Source organism: Bacteroidota bacterium (assembly GCA_013696965.1).
In the GTDB taxonomy this organism is placed as follows: domain Bacteria; phylum Bacteroidota; class Bacteroidia; order JACCXN01; family JACCXN01; genus JACCXN01.
On record JACCXN010000099.1, the window covers coordinates 15,306 to 33,701 of the forward strand.

The 18,396-nt window shown below is 35.7% G+C and carries 10 protein-coding genes and 1 tRNA gene; 1 reads left to right on the forward strand and 10 read right to left on the reverse strand.

Features of this window, described 5'->3' with window-relative positions; translation table 11 throughout:
- Positions 1 to 7: 7 nt before the first annotated feature.
- The 9 genes from H0V01_15310 to H0V01_15350 form a co-directional block, all read right to left on the reverse strand.
- Positions 8 to 3,694, reverse strand: a complete 3,687-nt coding sequence (locus H0V01_15310; protein MBA2584740.1) for an OmpA family protein — start codon at positions 3,692 to 3,694, stop codon at positions 8 to 10.
- Positions 3,695 to 3,707: 13 nt separating this feature from the next.
- A complete protein-coding gene (locus H0V01_15315) occupies positions 3,708 to 4,622 on the reverse strand; it encodes a type IX secretion system membrane protein PorP/SprF (GenBank protein ID MBA2584741.1) in 915 nt (304 codons plus the stop codon).
- Between the two features lie 10 nt (positions 4,623 to 4,632).
- Positions 4,633 to 5,367: a gliding motility-associated C-terminal domain-containing protein gene (locus H0V01_15320; GenBank protein ID MBA2584742.1), complete on the reverse strand. Its 735-nt coding sequence runs from the start codon at positions 5,365 to 5,367 to the stop codon at positions 4,633 to 4,635.
- A 31-nt stretch (positions 5,368 to 5,398) separates the two neighbouring features.
- Complete coding sequence (locus tag H0V01_15325; protein MBA2584743.1) at positions 5,399 to 9,868, reverse strand: hypothetical protein; 4,470 nt, start codon at positions 9,866 to 9,868, stop codon at positions 5,399 to 5,401.
- Positions 9,869 to 9,900: 32 nt separating this feature from the next.
- Positions 9,901 to 13,455 carry a calcium-binding protein gene (locus H0V01_15330; GenBank protein MBA2584744.1) on the reverse strand — a complete coding sequence of 1,185 codons (3,555 nt, stop codon included), beginning with the start codon at positions 13,453 to 13,455 and terminating at the stop codon, positions 9,901 to 9,903.
- Positions 13,456 to 13,534: 79 nt separating this feature from the next.
- Complete coding sequence (locus tag H0V01_15335) at positions 13,535 to 15,325, reverse strand: SpoIIE family protein phosphatase (protein MBA2584745.1); 1,791 nt, start codon at positions 15,323 to 15,325, stop codon at positions 13,535 to 13,537.
- A 21-nt stretch (positions 15,326 to 15,346) separates the two neighbouring features.
- The gene (locus H0V01_15340; GenBank protein MBA2584746.1) at positions 15,347 to 16,222 is read right to left on the reverse strand and encodes a hypothetical protein; all 876 of its coding nucleotides are present in this window, start codon (positions 16,220 to 16,222) and stop codon (positions 15,347 to 15,349) included.
- Positions 16,223 to 16,227: 5 nt separating this feature from the next.
- Positions 16,228 to 16,776 carry a YfiR family protein gene (locus H0V01_15345; protein MBA2584747.1) on the reverse strand — a complete coding sequence of 183 codons (549 nt, stop codon included), beginning with the start codon at positions 16,774 to 16,776 and terminating at the stop codon, positions 16,228 to 16,230.
- 241 nt (positions 16,777 to 17,017) lie between these two features.
- A tRNA-Ile gene (locus H0V01_15350) sits at positions 17,018 to 17,091 on the reverse strand.
- Positions 17,092 to 17,196: 105 nt separating this feature from the next.
- On the opposite strand from H0V01_15350, the gene H0V01_15355 reads away from it, so the two are divergent.
- Positions 17,197 to 17,829, forward strand: coding sequence for an HAD family phosphatase (locus H0V01_15355; protein ID MBA2584748.1), 633 nt, complete (start codon positions 17,197 to 17,199; stop codon positions 17,827 to 17,829).
- On the opposite strand, the gene mce is transcribed toward H0V01_15355, so the two are convergent.
- Positions 17,819 to 18,232 (reverse strand): methylmalonyl-CoA epimerase, encoded by a 414-nt coding sequence (gene mce / locus H0V01_15360; protein MBA2584749.1) that lies wholly within the window; start codon positions 18,230 to 18,232, stop codon positions 17,819 to 17,821. The genes H0V01_15355 and mce overlap by 11 nt on opposite strands.
- Positions 18,233 to 18,396 lie beyond the last annotated feature (164 nt).

Sequence of the window (18,396 nt, forward strand, 5' to 3'; positions counted from 1 at the left end):
GTCACCTTTAGTATTTCAAGGTTACATCAAATTCTGTTCTTCTATTTAACTTGTGAAGTGAATCAGAACATGAAATTCCTTCGAGACATTTATTTAACAAATTCTTTTCGCCATATCCAATTGTATTAATTCTTTTTGATTGAATACCTTGGGAAGTAATGTATTTTTTAGCTGATTCTGCTCTTTTTTGCGAAAGCCATTGGTTGTATTTTTCACTTCCCCTTGAATCAGTATGTCCTGCTATATTAAGGTAAATCCCTGGATTATCCTGCAATGCCCTTACTGCTTTGTTTAATATATTGGTAGCGTCTGGTAATATTTCATAACTGTCAAAATTGAATTGGATGTATTCAATTTTTACAATTTTGCCTGTTTTATTTTCTTTGAGTTCCTTTATTTTAACCCAAGTATCTTCAATGGAAACAGCCGATAATGAATTGTTTTCATTTAAAAGCAAAGTGAAATTAAATTTACCTTTTTCTGCAGTAGCTGATTTAAGCAGTTTCCCTTTGGTATCCGTTAAGTAAAGGTTATTAAATTTGATTTTAGTATCTTCTCCCTGGTTAATGTTTACTACATAATTGTTATTAGGGGGTAAATTAGTGAATTTGAAATTACCCGAATTATCAGTAGTTGCAGATTGAACAAGCTCTCCCTTTTCATTCATTAAATCTACTGTTACTCCAGCTGCTCCATCTTTAAGGTTTTCATCCTGAAATATTTTACCCTTGATTTCTATCCTCAGTGCAGTGTCAAATTCTTCAACTCTTCCCATTCTTGCAACATCTGAGGGCAATAGCTGGAAATTAAATTTATCATCTGAGTATGTTATGGTTTTAACAATATTCCCATACTGATCAGTTAAATACAGAACCTTGTGTTTGATGGTAGCATCTTTTTGATCCAAATCAATTACATAATTAACGCTTGGATCGAGTTTGGTGAACTTAAATGTACCAGAGGTATTGGTGGTGCTTTCCTGCATTTTTTTACCCTGTTCATTTAATAACATAACTACAAGATCAACTACAGGTGTTTTATTTTCTTTATCTGATATAAACATTCCTTTTAACTCCATTTTGAATGATGTATCATTTTCTTTTAAACCTGATAGAGAAGCAAATTCAGAAGGAAGAATTTTAAAATTAAATTGTCCTTTATCCAAAACGATTTCATCTTGTATGATTTTTCCATCTGAATCAGCAAGGAAAAGACGCTTTGAATTTAACTTGGTGTCCGTTTGACTAATACTTACAATATAATTATGATCAGAAGGGATATTTACAAATTTAAAATTACCAAGAGCATCTGTTTCAGCAGTTTGAACAACTTGTCCATTTTCATTTAGTAAATTAATTTTTGTTCCTGATGAAGGGGTTCCTTTCTCATCCGTAAAAAGCATTCCCTTCATTACCAGTTTATCCTCCTCAAGTATTGTTTTTAATACAAAAGCATCTGAGGGGAGTATCTCAAATGAAAATTTACCATCCTTAAATACAATTTTCCTGATTATATTTCCATAATCATCAGCAATAAATAATTCTTTAAACCTAAGATGAAGATCTTTTTCATCAATATTGATAGTATAGTTATTAATTTCTTTTGTGCTTTCAAATAAAAATCCGCCTTTTATATCGGTTTTTGATTTAAAAAGTACATCTCCATTTAAATTAACTAAACTTAAATTAAGGCCAGGAACAGGGGCTTTGGTTTTTTCATTTGAAAACACTTTACCCTTGAGTAAACTTTTAATTAATAAATCTTTCTCTTCAAGGGTATTTAAAGTAAAAAAATCAGCTGCTAAGAGTTCATATTTGAAATTCCCACTTTTATTAGTATATATTGTTTTAATTGGATTTCCATTTTTATCAGTAATAACCACTTTAGTATTCGGACTTAATTTCGTGTCTGTTTCAGGTAAATAAAATGCAAGATTGTGGTCAGGAGGCAAATTTAAGAATTTGTAATTTCCTTTGTTATCAGTGTATGTGGAATATTTTTCTATTCCATCCATATCAACAAGTATTATTTTTTGATTTAATAAAGGAGTTTTAGGATTTTCTCCTGCAACAATACTTCCTACTAAATTTATGCGGGAATCATCTATTATTTTGTCGCCTAACTTGTAGGGATCAAAGGGTAAATTGTAAAAAGCAAATTCATCCTCCTCATTAACTGTTGTTTTTTTTATTATATTATTGTTTTCATCAGCCAGATATATTTTTTGACCATAATTAAACCTTGTATCCTTTTCCTGAATTTTCACAATAAACTTTTCATCAGGTGGTAAATACCTGAAGTTAAAACTACCATTTCCTTCTGTGGTTGTAGTTTGAATAACAAACCCGTTTTCAGACATTAAAAGCATTTTTACATTCGCTCCCGTATCATCTCCATTTTCTGATAAAAGTAATTTTCCTTCTATTGCATTCCAATGACGGGCATTTCGGAATTGAAAAATATCATCTGCCCCTTTGCCTCCAGGGCGGTTAGAACTAAAATATCCTTCAGATTCATCTGTATTAAACACAATTGAAATATCATCATAAGAAGAATTTAAAGGGGCAGACAAATTCTGAATGTCTTTCCAATTTGTTAATTCTCCCTTTGCCGCAAATATATCCAGCCCTCCAAAGCCTTGATGGCCATTAGAAGAAAAATAAAAATTACCTTTTGTGCTTACATAAGGAAAACATTCGTCCATTTCTGTATTAATAACTGGTCCAAGGTTTCTTGGTTCACTCCAGTTTTCTCCCGAACGTTCACTTACATATAAATCTTTTCCTCCAAATCCTCCAGGCATGTCACTGGAAAAATACAAATATTTTCCATCAGGTGTTAGGGCAGGGTGGCCTACGGAATAATCGTTGCTATTAAATGGAAATTCCTTTATGTTAGTCCATTTGTTTTTAATTAATGTTGCCGTATAGAGTTTAGGCCTGTTTACAGAACCTTTTCCTTTTAGTTCCTTTTCTGTTTTGTTAAAAACAATAAAATCCTGTTCCGTATTAAAACTAACAGGGCCATTTTGATAATCGGAGTTTAATTTAAAGGAAAAGTTCTTTGAACTTGTATATTCCTTGCTTTCTTTTTTAGCATTAAGTTTTGAAATTAATACTGTTGAATAGGGGCTATTACTGTATCCATCAGTAAGATTCTCCACATAATCTTTTTCTCTTTCAGAAACATAAACCAATCCTTGATTATGTATTACAGGAGCATAATCGGAGTATTTACTATTTACTTCACTAACTCTGTGAACTACGAATAATGGCGTTTGGTCTATCAGTTTACTTATGCCCTCTGCAGCCTTTAATAACATAATTCCTTTTTTATCTCCAGGAACAAGATTGTTATATTTTCTAAGGTTTATTACAGCCTCTTCGTAATTGTTGATATTCATTAAAACTTCTCCGTAATGTAAATAATTTACAGGTTTAGGTTCTGTTTTAGAAATTAAAAGAGAATAATAATGTGCAGCTAATTCATATTTTTTAATTAGCCTGTAACTTTCAGCCAGCTTTTCAATTGCTTGTGCTCCATGCTTTTTACCTACAGCTCTTTTATATAAAGGAACTGCTTTGGCATATTGTAGATTATCAAAATAAGAATCAGCCCGTTTTATTTGAGCCCAAGCATTATTTAATAGTACAAATACAAGTAATAAGGTAAAAAACAGTTTAAAATTTTTCATAAATCAGGCCAGGTTAAAAGTACCTGGGACTAATAGATTTAACTTTTCTTAGGTTAAAATCATAACCAATAAACAATTCATGCGAACCTCTTGCAAGGCGACCAATTCTATTGATACCAATATCATAAGAATAACCAAATCTAAAATTCTCGTTTATCCTGAATTGAGTTAAAAGTACTACTGAATTTTTTGGACGAAAAGATACACCAACCCAAACTTTATGATCAATAATTAAATTGACATTAAGATCAGTACTTAATGGTGCGTTTTCAACAGCTTTTATTAAAATTGAAGGCTGAAGCGCAAGCCTGTCATTAATTTCAAAAGTATTGCCAAGGGTATAGAAAAAATGCATTCTTAAATGACTTTCGATTCCCTCCAGTTTTACAGGTGTAATGCGCTGGGCATATCCAATATGATTTGCACTAAGCCCTGTATAAAATTTTTTAGTATTGTAAAACAAACCAAAATCAGCATTAAATACGGTAGTTTGAGTTCTACTGTTGAAATTATATACATCTGCCTGATCTTTATAATCAATTTTATCCCAATGAAAATTGTAAGTTATTCCTCCAGCTCTTAATCCAAAGGCAAGTTTACCAACGCTTAAGGGAATCCTGTATGCGTAGGAAGCGAGGTAACCGACAGAATTTTTTGGTCCTATTGCATCATTAAATACCTGCAGTCCCACACCCACTCTTGTAGTTAATGGTGTGTTAAGGCTAAGGGTTTGTGTATTTGGAGCCCCGGGTATATTAATCCATTGGTTCCGATTAATTGCCAGTGCAGTAAATGCTTCTCTACTTCCTGCATATGCTGGATTAAGTACAAAAGGATTAAACATGTATTGGCTAAACTGGGCATCTTGCTGAGCAAATCCCAATGAAACCACTAATGTTAAACATATGCTACTTAAAAACTTTTTCATTAAATCAGAATCAATTCGTTAATTCAACCCAGCCTTTGTGAACATCATTGCCTAAAGTTACAATATAAAAATAGGTTCCATCTGGTAAAGGCTTCCCGTTTTTATTGTTTCCAATCCATACTGCGGTATTATTATCGTAGCCTTTGGAGGCCCAAACTTTATCGCCCCAACGATTATATATTTCCACTGAATTTTCAGGAAAATTTTCTATTCCATCTATTATCCAGGTATCATTTTCTCCATCTCCATTAGGTGTTATACCAGAATAAATATGAAAAAAACAGGCACTTGTTCTTTCAAGTTCTATTGAAAATTCTATACTACTTGTTTTTCCGTAACTGTCTGTTACTGTAACAGAGTAAATTCCAGTTTCCAATCCGTATATTGAATCCTGCGAACCAACAGCAGGGGTCCAATTGTAAATATAAGGTGCAAACCCTCCATTAACTTTTATTGCAGCATAGCCATCCTTTGCCCCCCTACAACTTTCACCCTTTGAAACAAGGTCCAGTTCCAGGTTCTGAACAATATTAGGTTGATGAAAACCTTGTGTCAAAAAATAATTATTGGATGAAGAGGTAACAATTACTGCTTCTCCGGCAGAGTAGGAGAGACTGCCCCAGGATCCTTCTGAATAACCGCCTGCGCTGCCGATTAGGACAGGGGTTAGCTGTATTTGTTGGGCTTGTAGGCCTTTTAAAAGTGTCAGCAAAAGAAGAGTTGTTAATTTTATTTTATCCATCATTGCTACGATAAATGATTCCACTCTTAATTTCTTACCTTATCTGCAACCAGTTAGTACCATCTGAAATAATTTCAATGCTAGTATTAACTGCAACTGATGTTGAAGTGGCACCTGTACTTAAAAGAACATAACTTGGACTTACCGTTATTGCAACGCCACGCGCAACAAGAATATACCTTCTGTTGGGGCAAGAACTTGCCGCAGGAAGTGTAAAGGTTGATGCTGTTCCACTCAGATAATAGATTGCAGCTGTGTTATCAAGCGTTGTGGCTGTGGTAACTTTTTTAACCGTTGTTCCGAAAGCTCCGTTTATATCTAATGTGCTCTTAGGGGCATTTATTCCTATCCCAACATTAACTGCGTTACTTCCGGTAGCGCCCAAAACCATGCTATTACTAGAGCCTACTGAAGAGCCCCAACCTATTGCAATTGCATTTGTTAATCCTCCGGTACTAACATCAGCAAAATCTCCAATTGCAATGTTTCTCGAACCCGTTGTATTGTTAACTAATGCATTAAAACCAATTGCGGTATTCTGACTACCAGTACTATTATTACTAAGAGACCCTTGTCCGACAGAAGTATTCCTAAAACCTGTAGTATTTAACATTAATGCGGAAATACCCAAAGCTGAATTATAATAACCTGAGGTATTTGCATTTAAGGACTGTATGCCTACAGCAATATTTGAAACTCCTGAAGTATTACTGTATAAAGATTGATACCCAATAGCTATATTTTGTTCTCCATCAATATTATTATAAAGAGATTGAGCACCAATAGAAATATTTCTAATCCCAATAGTATTCTTAAAAAGAGCCTCGTACCCAATTGCTTCATTACTACTACCCGTTGTGTTATTATACAGTGAGAAACTTCCTAAAGACAGATTTTTATTGCCATTACTATTACTTGTTGGCTGATTAAAATAAAGAGCCTTATAACCGATTGCCACATTATCAGTAGCCCAGGTTACATTGCCATTTGCGAATGACTGAGTGAATAAAGCATCTCTTCCAATGGCAATATTTTGGGAGGCATAAGTACTACTATTTAAAGCACTGCTTCCAACAGCTACGTTATCATAAGCATTGTTTAATCTCAAGGCGTTTACACCAAAAGCAGTATTTGAACTTCCTGCAATATTATCACGGAGAGCATTTAAACCATAGGCGGTATTATTGATACCGGTATTGGAATTCCCGCTTAATAAACCAAAAAAAGTATTCCCGTTTACATCAATTCTTCCAGCCTTTTGGTTATTCATTTTGAAATTTAACGGAACATTATCCGTGGTACCTATAAAGTTAGTTCCATCAACAGTGCCTGCATTTCCTGTCAAATTCCACCCTGAACCTCCGCCTCCAGCAGACTGCCATGTAGCGTTACCAGAAGCATCTGAAGTCAGAACATATCCTAGGGCAGCTCCAGTCGTTACCTGAAGGCTATTTGTTTTTGTTTTCCCGTTTACATCTAGTTTGGCTGTGGGTGCAGTGGTATTAATACCTACATTTACGGCATCTGCTCCGGTTCCTCCTAAGACTATAGAATTATCTGCATCTACTTTTGCATTATACCCGATTGCGGTAGCATTAGTTCTCTGAGTGCCGGAAAGATCCGCATAAGTACCAATAAAAGTGTTTTTTGTTCCTGAGGTATTGTTCTGTCCTGCACTGTAGCCCATAGCAGTGTTATAAAAGCCAATTGTATTTCCAAAGAGAGCTCCCAATCCGTTTGCTGTATTTTCGTAACCTGTGGTATTGGAATAAAGTGCCTGTGCTCCATGAGCAGCATTGTTATACCCTGTAGTATTAGAACCGATTGAGCCGGAGCCTGTAGCTGTATTATATGTTCCGGAAGTGTTTAAATTAAGAGCATTATAACCTGTAGCTGTATTATCAGTTCCGATAGTATTATATTGAAGAGACCATGTTCCGGTTGCTGTATTGCCAAAACCTGAAGAATTAGATAATAATGATTGATATCCTATCGCAGTGTTGGTGTTTCCTGTATTTGAAGAAGGTGTGTTCGAGCCTTTAAGTGCCTCATATCCAACAGCTACATTATAATTAGTAAATGCTGTTAAAGTATTATTAGCGTTTGCCATGGAAAAAGCGCCTATTGCAACAGCATTAGAACCTGCAACATTATTGTAAAGCGCATTTCTACCCATTGCAACATTCTGATCACCGATAGTATTATTATAAAGCACATCCCTTCCAAAAGCCGAGTTGTTATTACCCGAATTTGTAGAAAAAAGGGCTTGATGCCCCGTAGCTACGTTCCCTAAGCCCGTAGTATTATTAAATAAAGCCCAGGTCCCGAATCCTGAGTTATATCCCCCAGTAGTATTTTTATTAAGAGCATTAGAGCCAATAGCTGTATTAAAATTACCTGACGTATTGGAAAATAAAGCCTGTGTTCCGTGAGCTGTGTTTTGAGTTCCTGTATTGGAAAATGCTGCCTGATAACCTAAAAAGGTATTGCCATTTGAACTTTCTATTCTTCCAGCCCTAACATTGTTTACCCTCATTTCCAAAGGAACATTCGTAGTGGTACCAATAAAATTTGTTCCATCAACTGTTCCTGCATTTCCTAATAAACTCCATACATTTGCAGCTGAAGCGACAGCCCATGTAGGCGGTATTCCGGGGCCGGCAGAGGTGAGTACCTGTCCGGAAGCTCCTGGTAAGTTATTAGGCATTAACGCACCCGAAAATTTAATATTTCCTGAAACATCAATTCTTTCCAGAGGAATAGCTGTACCAATCCCTAAACGATTGTTTGCATTATCCCAGAAAAAGTTTGCGTTGTTTTGAGTTAAAGAAGTACCGTTGCTGAAAATAACAGACCCCAAATTATATGGTGTGGCATTATTGGTTCCGCCATTGCCAATAGGCACAATACCAGATAATGAAATGCTGGGATTTGTGCCTCCTGTAGATGATAATGGAGCGGTAGCGGTAACATTTGTTACACTTGCCGGAGGTATCGTCCAGGAAAGTGTCCCGGTACCATTATTAGTAAGATAACTAGAGGCTGGACCTTGAGTAGTTGGAAATGAAGTAACAATATTATTTATCTTTACAATATTCCCGGTAGAATTTACCTGAAACTGGCTGCTTGTCCCGACCGAAAGAGGAGATAAAGGATTAGTAGTACCAATGCCAACATTACCAGCATTGCTTATACGCATGCGCTCCAATGAAGTTGAAGAAGCATCGGGAGTTGTCCAAAAGGTAAGTGCAGTAGGAATATCGGCAGACCCGGAACTTGCAAGATCTCTTAAAGCAAGAATCTCGGCTTGGTTAATTGCACTGCCGGATGCTGAAAATGTTAACGACCCTAAGCTCATCCCGGAAGTTCCCACTGCAGCATTTTTCTGAATATTTAGCATGGATGATTGGTAGGTTGAACCGCTTACAATAACCCCGGGGCTTGTAGAAGAACTTGTATTAAAAACGTGCTGGGATGCCGTATGTGCCGATGTGTTTGCCGTGTGATTTAAGCGGATGCTTGCCCCTGTACCACCTTTTAAAAGGAAATCGTTATCAGTTGTTCCTGCATAATTAATTCCCGGGAAAGTTCCGGAGTTACCAGTTAAACTCCAGCCTGTAGAACCTCCAAAAGTTGAAGGGTCAACCCAGGTATTTATTCCACCTCCATTGGATTTTAAAACATACCCGTTTATCCCCGGATCACCTCCAGGCATTAAGGCACCCGTGTAACGGATACTTCCATTTACATCAAGCCTTTCTCCGGGGCTGTTGGTGCCTATTCCCACATTTCCAGAGGCATCAATTCGCATTCTGTCATTCATTCCACTGGTCTGAAAAACAATTCCATTAGTTCCACCACTGGAACGGATTCTGAATTCACCGCCACTAGTACCGCTTCCCTCCAAATCGACAAAAGAATTACCAAAATTGCTACTTAATTTTAACACATTATTCGTATTTATAGCTGTACTTGAGGAAAAAACTTCAAGAGCAAAATTGTTACTCGGAGTAGTACCTATTCCAATATCTCCATTTGTGGCAATTCTCATTCTCTCCAGTGAATTAGTTGTAAACTTAATTGGTCGAGCGTTATTTGTACCAAAAAAATCAGTAGCAGTAATTGAATTCCCACCTAAAGACCAACCTGTGGAAGAGGGATTATTTCCTAAACCACTTGTCATTTGAAAAGCATTAGCACTTTGATCAAAAATTAAAGTAACAAATTGCTCTAATATAATATCACCTGAAACCAAAGGCTGATTTCCATGCTTGTATATATTAATTGGCCCCAAGCCATTTACATTTAACGAAGCTGCACCTGTAACTGTATGATTGGCTTTAAATGTAACTGTAATTCCAGGAGTATATGAAGTGAAATTTGAAGGATAATCATTTAAAGTGAATGCATTACCAGTACCAGTGGATATAACCTGCCACTGTGCGTTAGCCTTAAATGTCAAGGTAGACAATAGTAAAATCAGAAGGAAACTAAAGCATTTCATCTTTCTATTTTTTTTAAAAGCTTTCATTTAATTTATTTAAGTATTACCCTTCCAAATGCACCGGATCCCACAGCATCTAGCCATAATCCGATGGAAGAGCCTGCTCCAGGTGTGGAAACACTACCTGCCCCTCCGGGAGTTGTTGAAGTAATTACATGTTGCCCCCTAACAGAACCATTAGGGCCTGCTTTAACTTCCACGACTCCTGAAATAGCTACACGACATTCCTGGCCGGCACCACAATTTTCATACATTACTCCAACAACTGAAGTATGTCCATTAATATTGGTTGAGGATATTCCAGTGGTTGGATGAATAATAACGATATCTCCTTTAGCTAGAGCTGCGGTATTATTGACCAATACAACAGTAATTGCATCGCTTGTTGCAGCTGTTCCAGCACCAAGCCCAATATCACCTGCTACCTGTAGTTTACTTGTAGGTACTGAAACCCCAATTCCAATGTTCCCATTATGAGTGATTATCATTCTATTTGTGCTGCTTATGGCATCATTTTCAGTAGTAGTGAAAATTAATTCAGTACCCATTCCTATGGTTGACCAATTTTGACTGGTTCTTGCAGACATACCTGCATTTGGACCATTAGGACCCCATGTTAATCCATTATAACCACTAAGGCCATAAATTCCTAATGTAAATCCTGAAGGAGGAGCTGATGGAGAACTTAGAACATTATCTGATCTGAAAATCAAGAAACCTGGTTCTGATATGGATGAGCCCATCAGCACAGTGCGGGGCTCAGTATCACTTGCAATGTGAAGAACAGTTCCAGGAGCATTTGTTCCGATACCAACACGGCCCGTAGAAGTAACCCTCATTCTTTCTAAAGAGAATGTTTTTATAGCAAAATCCTGTTCATTTGTGGTTCCGATAAAACTATTTGGATCAGTAATGTTATTTCCAAACAATTCCCATGCGTTTGATCCACCACCACCTGTATCCCAAGCAGTTCCATCCCAATGCACAAAGTTTTTAAGATCCAAATCATAAACAAGTAAACCTGCTTCTGAATTATTAAGTCCTGAAATTGCAGTTCTTTGAGCCGTACTTAATCTTGGTATTAATATACCTCTAACAGTATCTTGAATATGTAATTTTGCGAAAGGGTTTGGAGGATTTTCACCAATGGAAACATTTCCATTACCATTTATTATCATTCTCGTTTTCTTTTGAACACTGCCAATATTTGTAGTATAAAAATGCAGCCTGGCACCATTTCCAGTAGAAAATGATTCTGTAGAAAAAGCAGAAATTCCTGCAGCTGGTCCAGAATTCATTATTCCTATACCATCATGCCCACCAAACCCAAATTCACCTAATTTGAAATTAGCAGGAGTAGCTGACATTCCATCTATAATTCCTCCTGACCTTGCAACATAAAAACCTCCCTCTTGAACAGCAGAGTTTAGTAAAAGGTAGGGCATGCTATCATTAGTAATTTGCAGGGCAGACATAGGATTTTTTATTCCCATTCCAATTAATCCGTCTTTTTTAATAGTCATTCGAAGATTGTTTACAGTCCTAAATTCTAAATCTACGCTGTCAATAGTTCCAATGAAATCCACGCCCTCAACTGTACCAGTATTTCCTAACAGTGCCCAAGCATTTGCAGCTCCGTCAGCTCCATTGCAGATATAACTTGTAGATGTAACCTCACTAAAATCAAGAAACCCATCATTATTTAAATCAGTTCCTGTTTCCATTAGTTGTCCTCCATTAATACAATTTACTCCTGCGGGCTCAAAAGTTAGATTTGTTAAGGAATTTAATCCGGTTGCTCCAGTGGCTCCGTCTATTCCATTATTTCCAGTTGCGCCAGTTGCTCCATCAAGTCCATTATTTCCTGTTGCTCCCGTGGCACCGTCTATTCCATTGTTTCCCGTTGCTCCAGTTGCTCCATCTATTCCATTATTTCCTGTTGCACCTGTGGCACCGTCTAGTCCATTGTTTCCTGTTGCGCCTGTGGCACCGTCTAGTCCATTGTTTCCTGTTGCTCCCGTTGCTCCATCTATTCCATCTACTCCATTTGTTCCGTCAAGGCCTGTGGCTCCTGTTGCGCCATCTATTCCATCTACTCCATTTGTTCCGTCAAGACCTGTAGCTCCGGTTGCTCCGTCTATTCCATCTACTCCGTTTGTTCCGTCAAGACCTGTGGCTCCGGTTGCGCCATCTACTCCATTTGTTCCGTCAAGGCCTGTGGCTCCGGTTGCTCCGTCTATTCCATCAATTCCGTTTGTTCCGGCAAGTCCTGTGGCTCCTGTTGCTCCGTCTATTCCATCTGTTCCGTTTGTTCCGTCAAGACCTGTGGCTCCGGTTGCTCCGTCTATTCCATCTGTTCCGTTTGTTCCGTCAAGGCCTGTGGCTCCGGTTGCTCCGTCTATTCCATCTGTTCCGTTTGTTCCGTCAAGGCCTGTTGCTCCCGTAGATCCATCTAAACCATTTGTTCCATCAAGACCAGTTGCACCTGTGGCTCCATCTAAACCATTGTTTCCCGTTGCACCGTCTAGTCCATTGTTTCCAGTTGCTCCCGTTGCTCCATCAAGTCCATTGTTTCCAGTTGCGCCAGTTGCTCCGTCTAGACCATTGTTTCCCGTTGCTCCCGTTGCTCCATCAAGTCCATTATTTCCTGTTGCGCCTGTGGCACCGTCTATTCCATTGTTTCCCGTTGCTCCCGCTGCTCCATCTATTCCATTATTTCCTGTTGCGCCAGTTGCTCCGTCTACTCCATTGTTTCCTGTTGCTCCAGTTGCACCGTCTACTCCATTGTTTCCTGTTGCGCCCGTTGATCCGTCAAGTCCATTTGTTCCGGTTGCTCCCGTGGCACCGTCTATTCCATTGTTTCCTGTTGCTCCCGTTGCTCCATCAAGTCCATTATTTCCTGTTGCGCCTGTGGCACCATCTATTCCATTGTTTCCTGTTGCTCCCGTTGCTCCGTCTATTCCATTGTTTCCTGTTGCGCCCGTTGCACCATCAAGTCCATTGTTTCCAGTTGCACCCGTTGCTCCGTCTAGACCATTGTTTCCTGTTGCGCCTGTGGCACCGTCTATTCCATTGTTTCCTGATGCACCGGTTGCACCGTCTATTCCATTGTTTCCGTTTGTTCCATTAAGACCTGTTGCACCCGTAGCTCCAGCTACCCCACTTTGTGCAGTACCGGCATGAAAAGCATATGGAACAGCCTGGAATTGGGTTATACCCATACTGATGTAATTGGTTCCCCCAAGAGGATCAATGGAAACCTCAAGAAAATGAGAATTTGAAGCCCAAGCAATGGATTGTATATTTCCTATAGTACTTGTTCCATTGCCAATTACTATATTAAATAAACCAAACTGATTTGTTATTATCTGATGGGATTCAAGGTAGGCAACGTTTGTGGGAGGGTTGCCTGTTAATACTTTTATCTGAACTCCAATACTTGCGTTTGCAAGTGCAACTCCGTTTGCATCCCTGGCGATTGCCTGATAATTGATACCTTGTACAGGTACTGTTTGAGCAATTGCTGAAAAGTAAAAAGAAAAGGCAATTATAACAAAAGAGAAAACTAATCTGTAAAATTTTATCATATAACTTCAGTAAAATGCAATTTGGCGAAATTAAAATTTTATTTGCTAAAATCCTACAAAAATTGCAATGAAGTTATTTTTAAATTCGTACTCCAATTATAAGAATATCATCAACTTGCTCCTCATTTCCTCTCCATTCTTCGATTATATTATCAAGATAATTTTTTTGCTCTTTTGTATTTAAATGTTGGATATCAAGCAAGGTTTGTCTGAATTGTTTTGCCATGAATTTTTTTCCCTTACTGCCCCCAAATTGATCTACGTAACCATCGGAAAAAATGTAAACAGTATCGCCCTTTTCAAGGTTAAATTTATGATTGGTATAATATTTTTGATTTTCTCCCACAAACATTCCAATTGGGAACTTATCGGCCTTTATTTCAATTAGTTCATTTTTACGAATAATATAAAGAGGATTATATGCACCTGCATACTCGATTTCATTTTTTTCAAAGTCGATGGAGCAAAGGGCAATATCCATTCCGTCTTTTGTTGTGTTTTCATCAAGTCCTTGATGAAGTGTTTCACTAACACCGTTATTAAGATAGTTTAATATTGTTGCAGGTTCTAATTCATTAAGTTTATTAACTATATGTTTAAGTATATTATATCCAACTATAGACATAAAAGCACCAGGAACTCCGTGTCCTGTACAATCTACAGCAGAGAAAAATACTTTGTTTTCCTTTTTCTCAAGCCAATAAAAATCACCACTAACAATATCCTTCGGCTTGAAAAGAATAAAGGAATCGGGTAGATGTTTTTTTACAATTGAATCTGGAGGCAATATAGCCTCTTGAATTCTCTTTGCATATTTAATACTATCTGTTACTTGGTTATATAGAAATTCTAATTTTTCTCGCTGAACTTCAATCTCCTCCTTTTGCCTTACAACCTCCGCAGTTCTTTCCTCGACTTTTCTTTCTAATGACCGTTCATTTTCCCGAAGATCATCACGCATTTTAATTAATGCAAAACCTAGATTATCCTGATCACTTAATGGTTGATATTCATAATCAAAATTTCCAGCACCAACTTCATTGGCAAACACCCTAGTTCTAATTACACTCTCTATTAATTGATTTAATGCAACAGACATTTCACCAATTTCATCATTTCTAAATGAAATCTTTTGCTCTGTTACAGTTCCCTTACTCATTAGAAGAAGTATTTTTTTCAAATGATTGACGGGCTTTACAATCGAATTCACTGTTAATGTAGCAATAAGCACTCCTCCTAAAAGGAGTATCATTCCTAGACTTTTAACAATTAATAATAATAAATCAAAGGATTTAAGCATTTGATCACTAACTCTAGTTGATCTTTCATGATGGGTAATTATTAGATCGGAAAGATTCTCAAGAATTATTTTTGTTTTTGTATCAATTTCTCCATCTTCATCTACAGTTGGACGAAAAAAGAAAACAATTGTTGGGTCATCATAACTGGAAAAGGAATTCAAATTTGTCATGATTTCCTTATGCTCTTTGAACAGCAATTCAATTAAGCTAAAAATACTTGAAATTGTATTTTGTTCATCAAGACTCCAGTTTAAGGAAAGTTCATTAATTTTTCTTTTAAGTTCAGGATAATCTTCATTTATTAACTTGCGAAGTTTTTCTTTATCAAAATTATCGTCACTAGATTGAATAAAGGCCCAGTTTGTAATATACATTTTTGACCTAACGATCATTAAATTGAGTTCTTCCAGGGCGCCAACAGAGGGTGAAATTACATTTGTAATTTCATCATTGATTTCTTTACTTTTGTTAATTGTATTTTGTGTAAAAAAAAAGGCTGTTATTGTTAATAAAATAAGAGTTCCAAACCCAAATCCTATTTTTCTGCCTATTGTAAACCTAAATTTCATATAAAACTATCCTCTTAATATTTAATCTAGTTTTTCTAACCTAGCTTTAATCTCATTTGATTTTTCAATTTCATGCAGACTAAAATAAATTCCTTCCAATCCTTTTAAAGTCTCCTTTTTTTGCGGATCCAATTTGTAAGCTTTTTCCATAAAAGGCAATGATTGTTTAAAAATGCTTACTGTTGATTCCTGTACTTCCATGAATTCAAAAATATCCATGTCAAAATCAAGTTCATTGATAATATTTACAGCTTTATTATAATAAAGAATTCCTAAATTATAATTTGCACTGATGTTTTCAGGATCAATTTGCAAAACATTAGCATACAAATCTTCAACCTTTTTAAAATATGCAATATTTGCAACTCTTTCTGAATCATAAATACTGGTAAAAACAGAAGCCAAAGCTAGTTTAAATTCAATTTCCATTGATTTTAAAGATTGATGTTGACCAAGCATATTTTGTATTTCCTTGAAACTTTCAAAGTTTTTTATTGCTATTTGATAATCTTTTGGATTAAGAGTTAAAACAACATCATTGAAAAAAGTTGTTGCCAGATATTTCAAATTTTGTTCATTATCTTCTTTGTGCTCATTTGCTTTGTCAAGAGAAATTGATTTTTTAAATGATTCCAAAGACTCTAATCGTAAATTTGAAATTGGGTTTGATTTCTGTGAGGCTTTATAAATTTCCTTATAAATGAAGCCATGTACATACCAAGTATATGGATCCAAGGAAGAAATTTCATCATTAGCTGCATCATCAATAGCTAATTTTGCCTCTGAATAATTTTCATTTTGAAAATGAGTCAGGGCAATTGCAACCTTATTACTTTGTGCATAAGCACTAAGATTAATTGCAAGTAGCACAAATAGTATGAATTTAAATTTATTCATTCCAATTAATATACATTTACAGCAAGTGTTGATAAACTTGTACTGACTTTTAAATCATATTTTTCGGCATTTCCCTTGTTTAATTCAAATGCCTGTTTATTATCCTGAACAATAAAATTGATAGCTGAACCTTGCCTTGCCAAACCAGCCTTTTCAGTTATTAGCAAGGTGCTCCCATTTTTTACTTTATTTAATATTTCCTGAAAATCAGAAGTATGATCGGGAGATACAATTAACATGTGGCACTTTTCAATAGAGGATGCTGATTGAAACTTTTTTATTTCGATAGCTTGATTTCCTGCTCTTCGGGTAGATGCAAGATTATTTAATTCAGAAGACAAATTAGAATTTCCAATTACACCGATTACAAAATTTCCTTCTTTATAATTTAATGGCCATTCAATATTTTTTGTAAAACCATAGATAAACATGGTTTTCATTTTGGCATTTGTATTTACCGTTTGATTATTTAGATTATTGCCAAAAGAAGAGAGAAGAGCAGCCAAAATGGTTACACATATTACCCGTAAAGTATATGTTTTTATTGTTCTCACGTATTAAAAAAATTCAATTCTAATAGTACAGTTAATTTGGCAAGACTCAAATGTATAAAATTTAATTAAAAAAAAAAATTCAAAAGACTGTTATTTCAAAAAAAATAGCAGAATTTAAAAGTTGTATTTTTCAATTGCAAGAATGATTTGTACTGTATTAGGTAAAGAAAAAAAAGAAAATTTAATACAAAAAAAGAGGATGAAAAAACAAAGCGATACAATTTTGTACCGCCTTGTTTTGTGGGCCCACCTGGGCTCGAACCAGGGACCCTCAGATTATGAGTCTGATGCTCTAACCAGCTGAGCTATAGGCCCGGATAAATCTTGTTTAATACAAGATTTGCTCTTTTTTATAGTTTATTATAAAACGGATTGCAAAAGTATATATTTGCATCATATAAAACAATAACATTTTAAAATATGTTGAAAATTGATTCTAACAAATACAAAAACATAATTTTTGATTTAGGGGGTGTTATCTTAAACATAGATTATACCCTAACTGTTAATGCTTTCATTGAACTAGGAATAAATAATTTTGAAGGATTGTATTCAAAGGCAAATCAAAACCCGGTATTTGACAATTATGAAACCGGGAAAATTAATTCAAATGAATTTATAAAGGAAATTTCAAAACAATCCAAAACACCTCTTGATTCCATATCAATAACAAATGCCTGGAACTCCATGTTGCTTGACTTGCCGAGTGAGCGGCTTGATCTTCTAGAAAAAATAAAAAGCAAGTACAGGATTTTTTTATTAAGCAATACTAATGAGATTCATTGGATATCCTACTCTTCCTATTTAAAAAAGACATATGGATTTGAAGATCTTTCCAATTACTTTGAAAAGCAATATTTGTCTTTTAAAATAGGGATGAGAAAACCAAATAAAGAAATATTTGACTTTGTATTAAAAGAGAATGCCTTAAATGCTGAAGAAACCGTTTTTATCGATGACTCTATTCAACATGTTCAAGGAGCATTAGAAAGAGGTATTATGGGAATACATTTAACCGCAGGACAAACTATACTTGATCTGTTTAACCATTAACTGTTTTTATTTCCTGACAAAGTTCTATAAGAACCCCATTTGTGCTTTTAGGATGAAGAAAGGCGATTAGTTTATTGTCAGCCCCTTTTTTGGGAATTTCATTTAGGATAACAAAACCTTCTTTTTTTAACCGATTTATTTCATACAGGATATCTACTACCTCAAAAGCAATATGGTGAATTCCTTCGCCATTATTTTCAATGAATTTTGTTATTGGGTTTTGAGTACCTATACCTTCTAACAATTCTATTTTTGATTCGCCAGTAATGAAAAATGAAGTGCGAACACCTTCAGTTTCCACAATTTCAGTTTTGTAAGGCGCTTTTCCAAATAATATAGAAAATAAATGATTAGAATCTTCCAAATTTTTAACAGCAATACCTATATGTTCAATTTTTAACATAATATTAAATTTAAAAGGCACGGAGAATAATTATCTCCGTGCCTTTATTTCATATGTATATAATTTGTTTTTTAAAGGTCATATAGTATAGCCATGTTATATTCATTAGCGTTTGTGAACGGTTCGTGCATGGCTATTTCATATGTATATAATTTGTTTTTTAA

Excerpts from the sequence above, each read along its gene's own strand:
- H0V01_15340 (MBA2584746.1), bottom strand. The coding sequence starts at position 16,222 with ATGAATAAATTTAAATTCATACTATTTGTGCTACTTGCAATTAATCTT.
- mce (MBA2584749.1), bottom strand. The coding sequence starts at position 18,232 with ATGTTAAAAATTGAACATATAGGTATTGCTGTTAAAAATTTGGAAGAT.
- H0V01_15310 (MBA2584740.1), bottom strand. The coding sequence starts at position 3,694 with ATGAAAAATTTTAAACTGTTTTTTACCTTATTACTTGTATTTGTACTA.
- H0V01_15335 (MBA2584745.1), bottom strand. The coding sequence starts at position 15,325 with ATGAAATTTAGGTTTACAATAGGCAGAAAAATAGGATTTGGGTTTGGA.
- H0V01_15320 (MBA2584742.1), bottom strand. The coding sequence starts at position 5,367 with ATGATGGATAAAATAAAATTAACAACTCTTCTTTTGCTGACACTTTTA.
- H0V01_15325 (MBA2584743.1), bottom strand. The coding sequence starts at position 9,868 with ATGAAATGCTTTAGTTTCCTTCTGATTTTACTATTGTCTACCTTGACA.
- H0V01_15315 (MBA2584741.1), bottom strand. The coding sequence starts at position 4,622 with ATGAAAAAGTTTTTAAGTAGCATATGTTTAACATTAGTGGTTTCATTG.
- H0V01_15330 (MBA2584744.1), bottom strand. The coding sequence starts at position 13,455 with ATGATAAAATTTTACAGATTAGTTTTCTCTTTTGTTATAATTGCCTTT.
- H0V01_15355 (MBA2584748.1), top strand. The coding sequence starts at position 17,197 with ATGTTGAAAATTGATTCTAACAAATACAAAAACATAATTTTTGATTTA.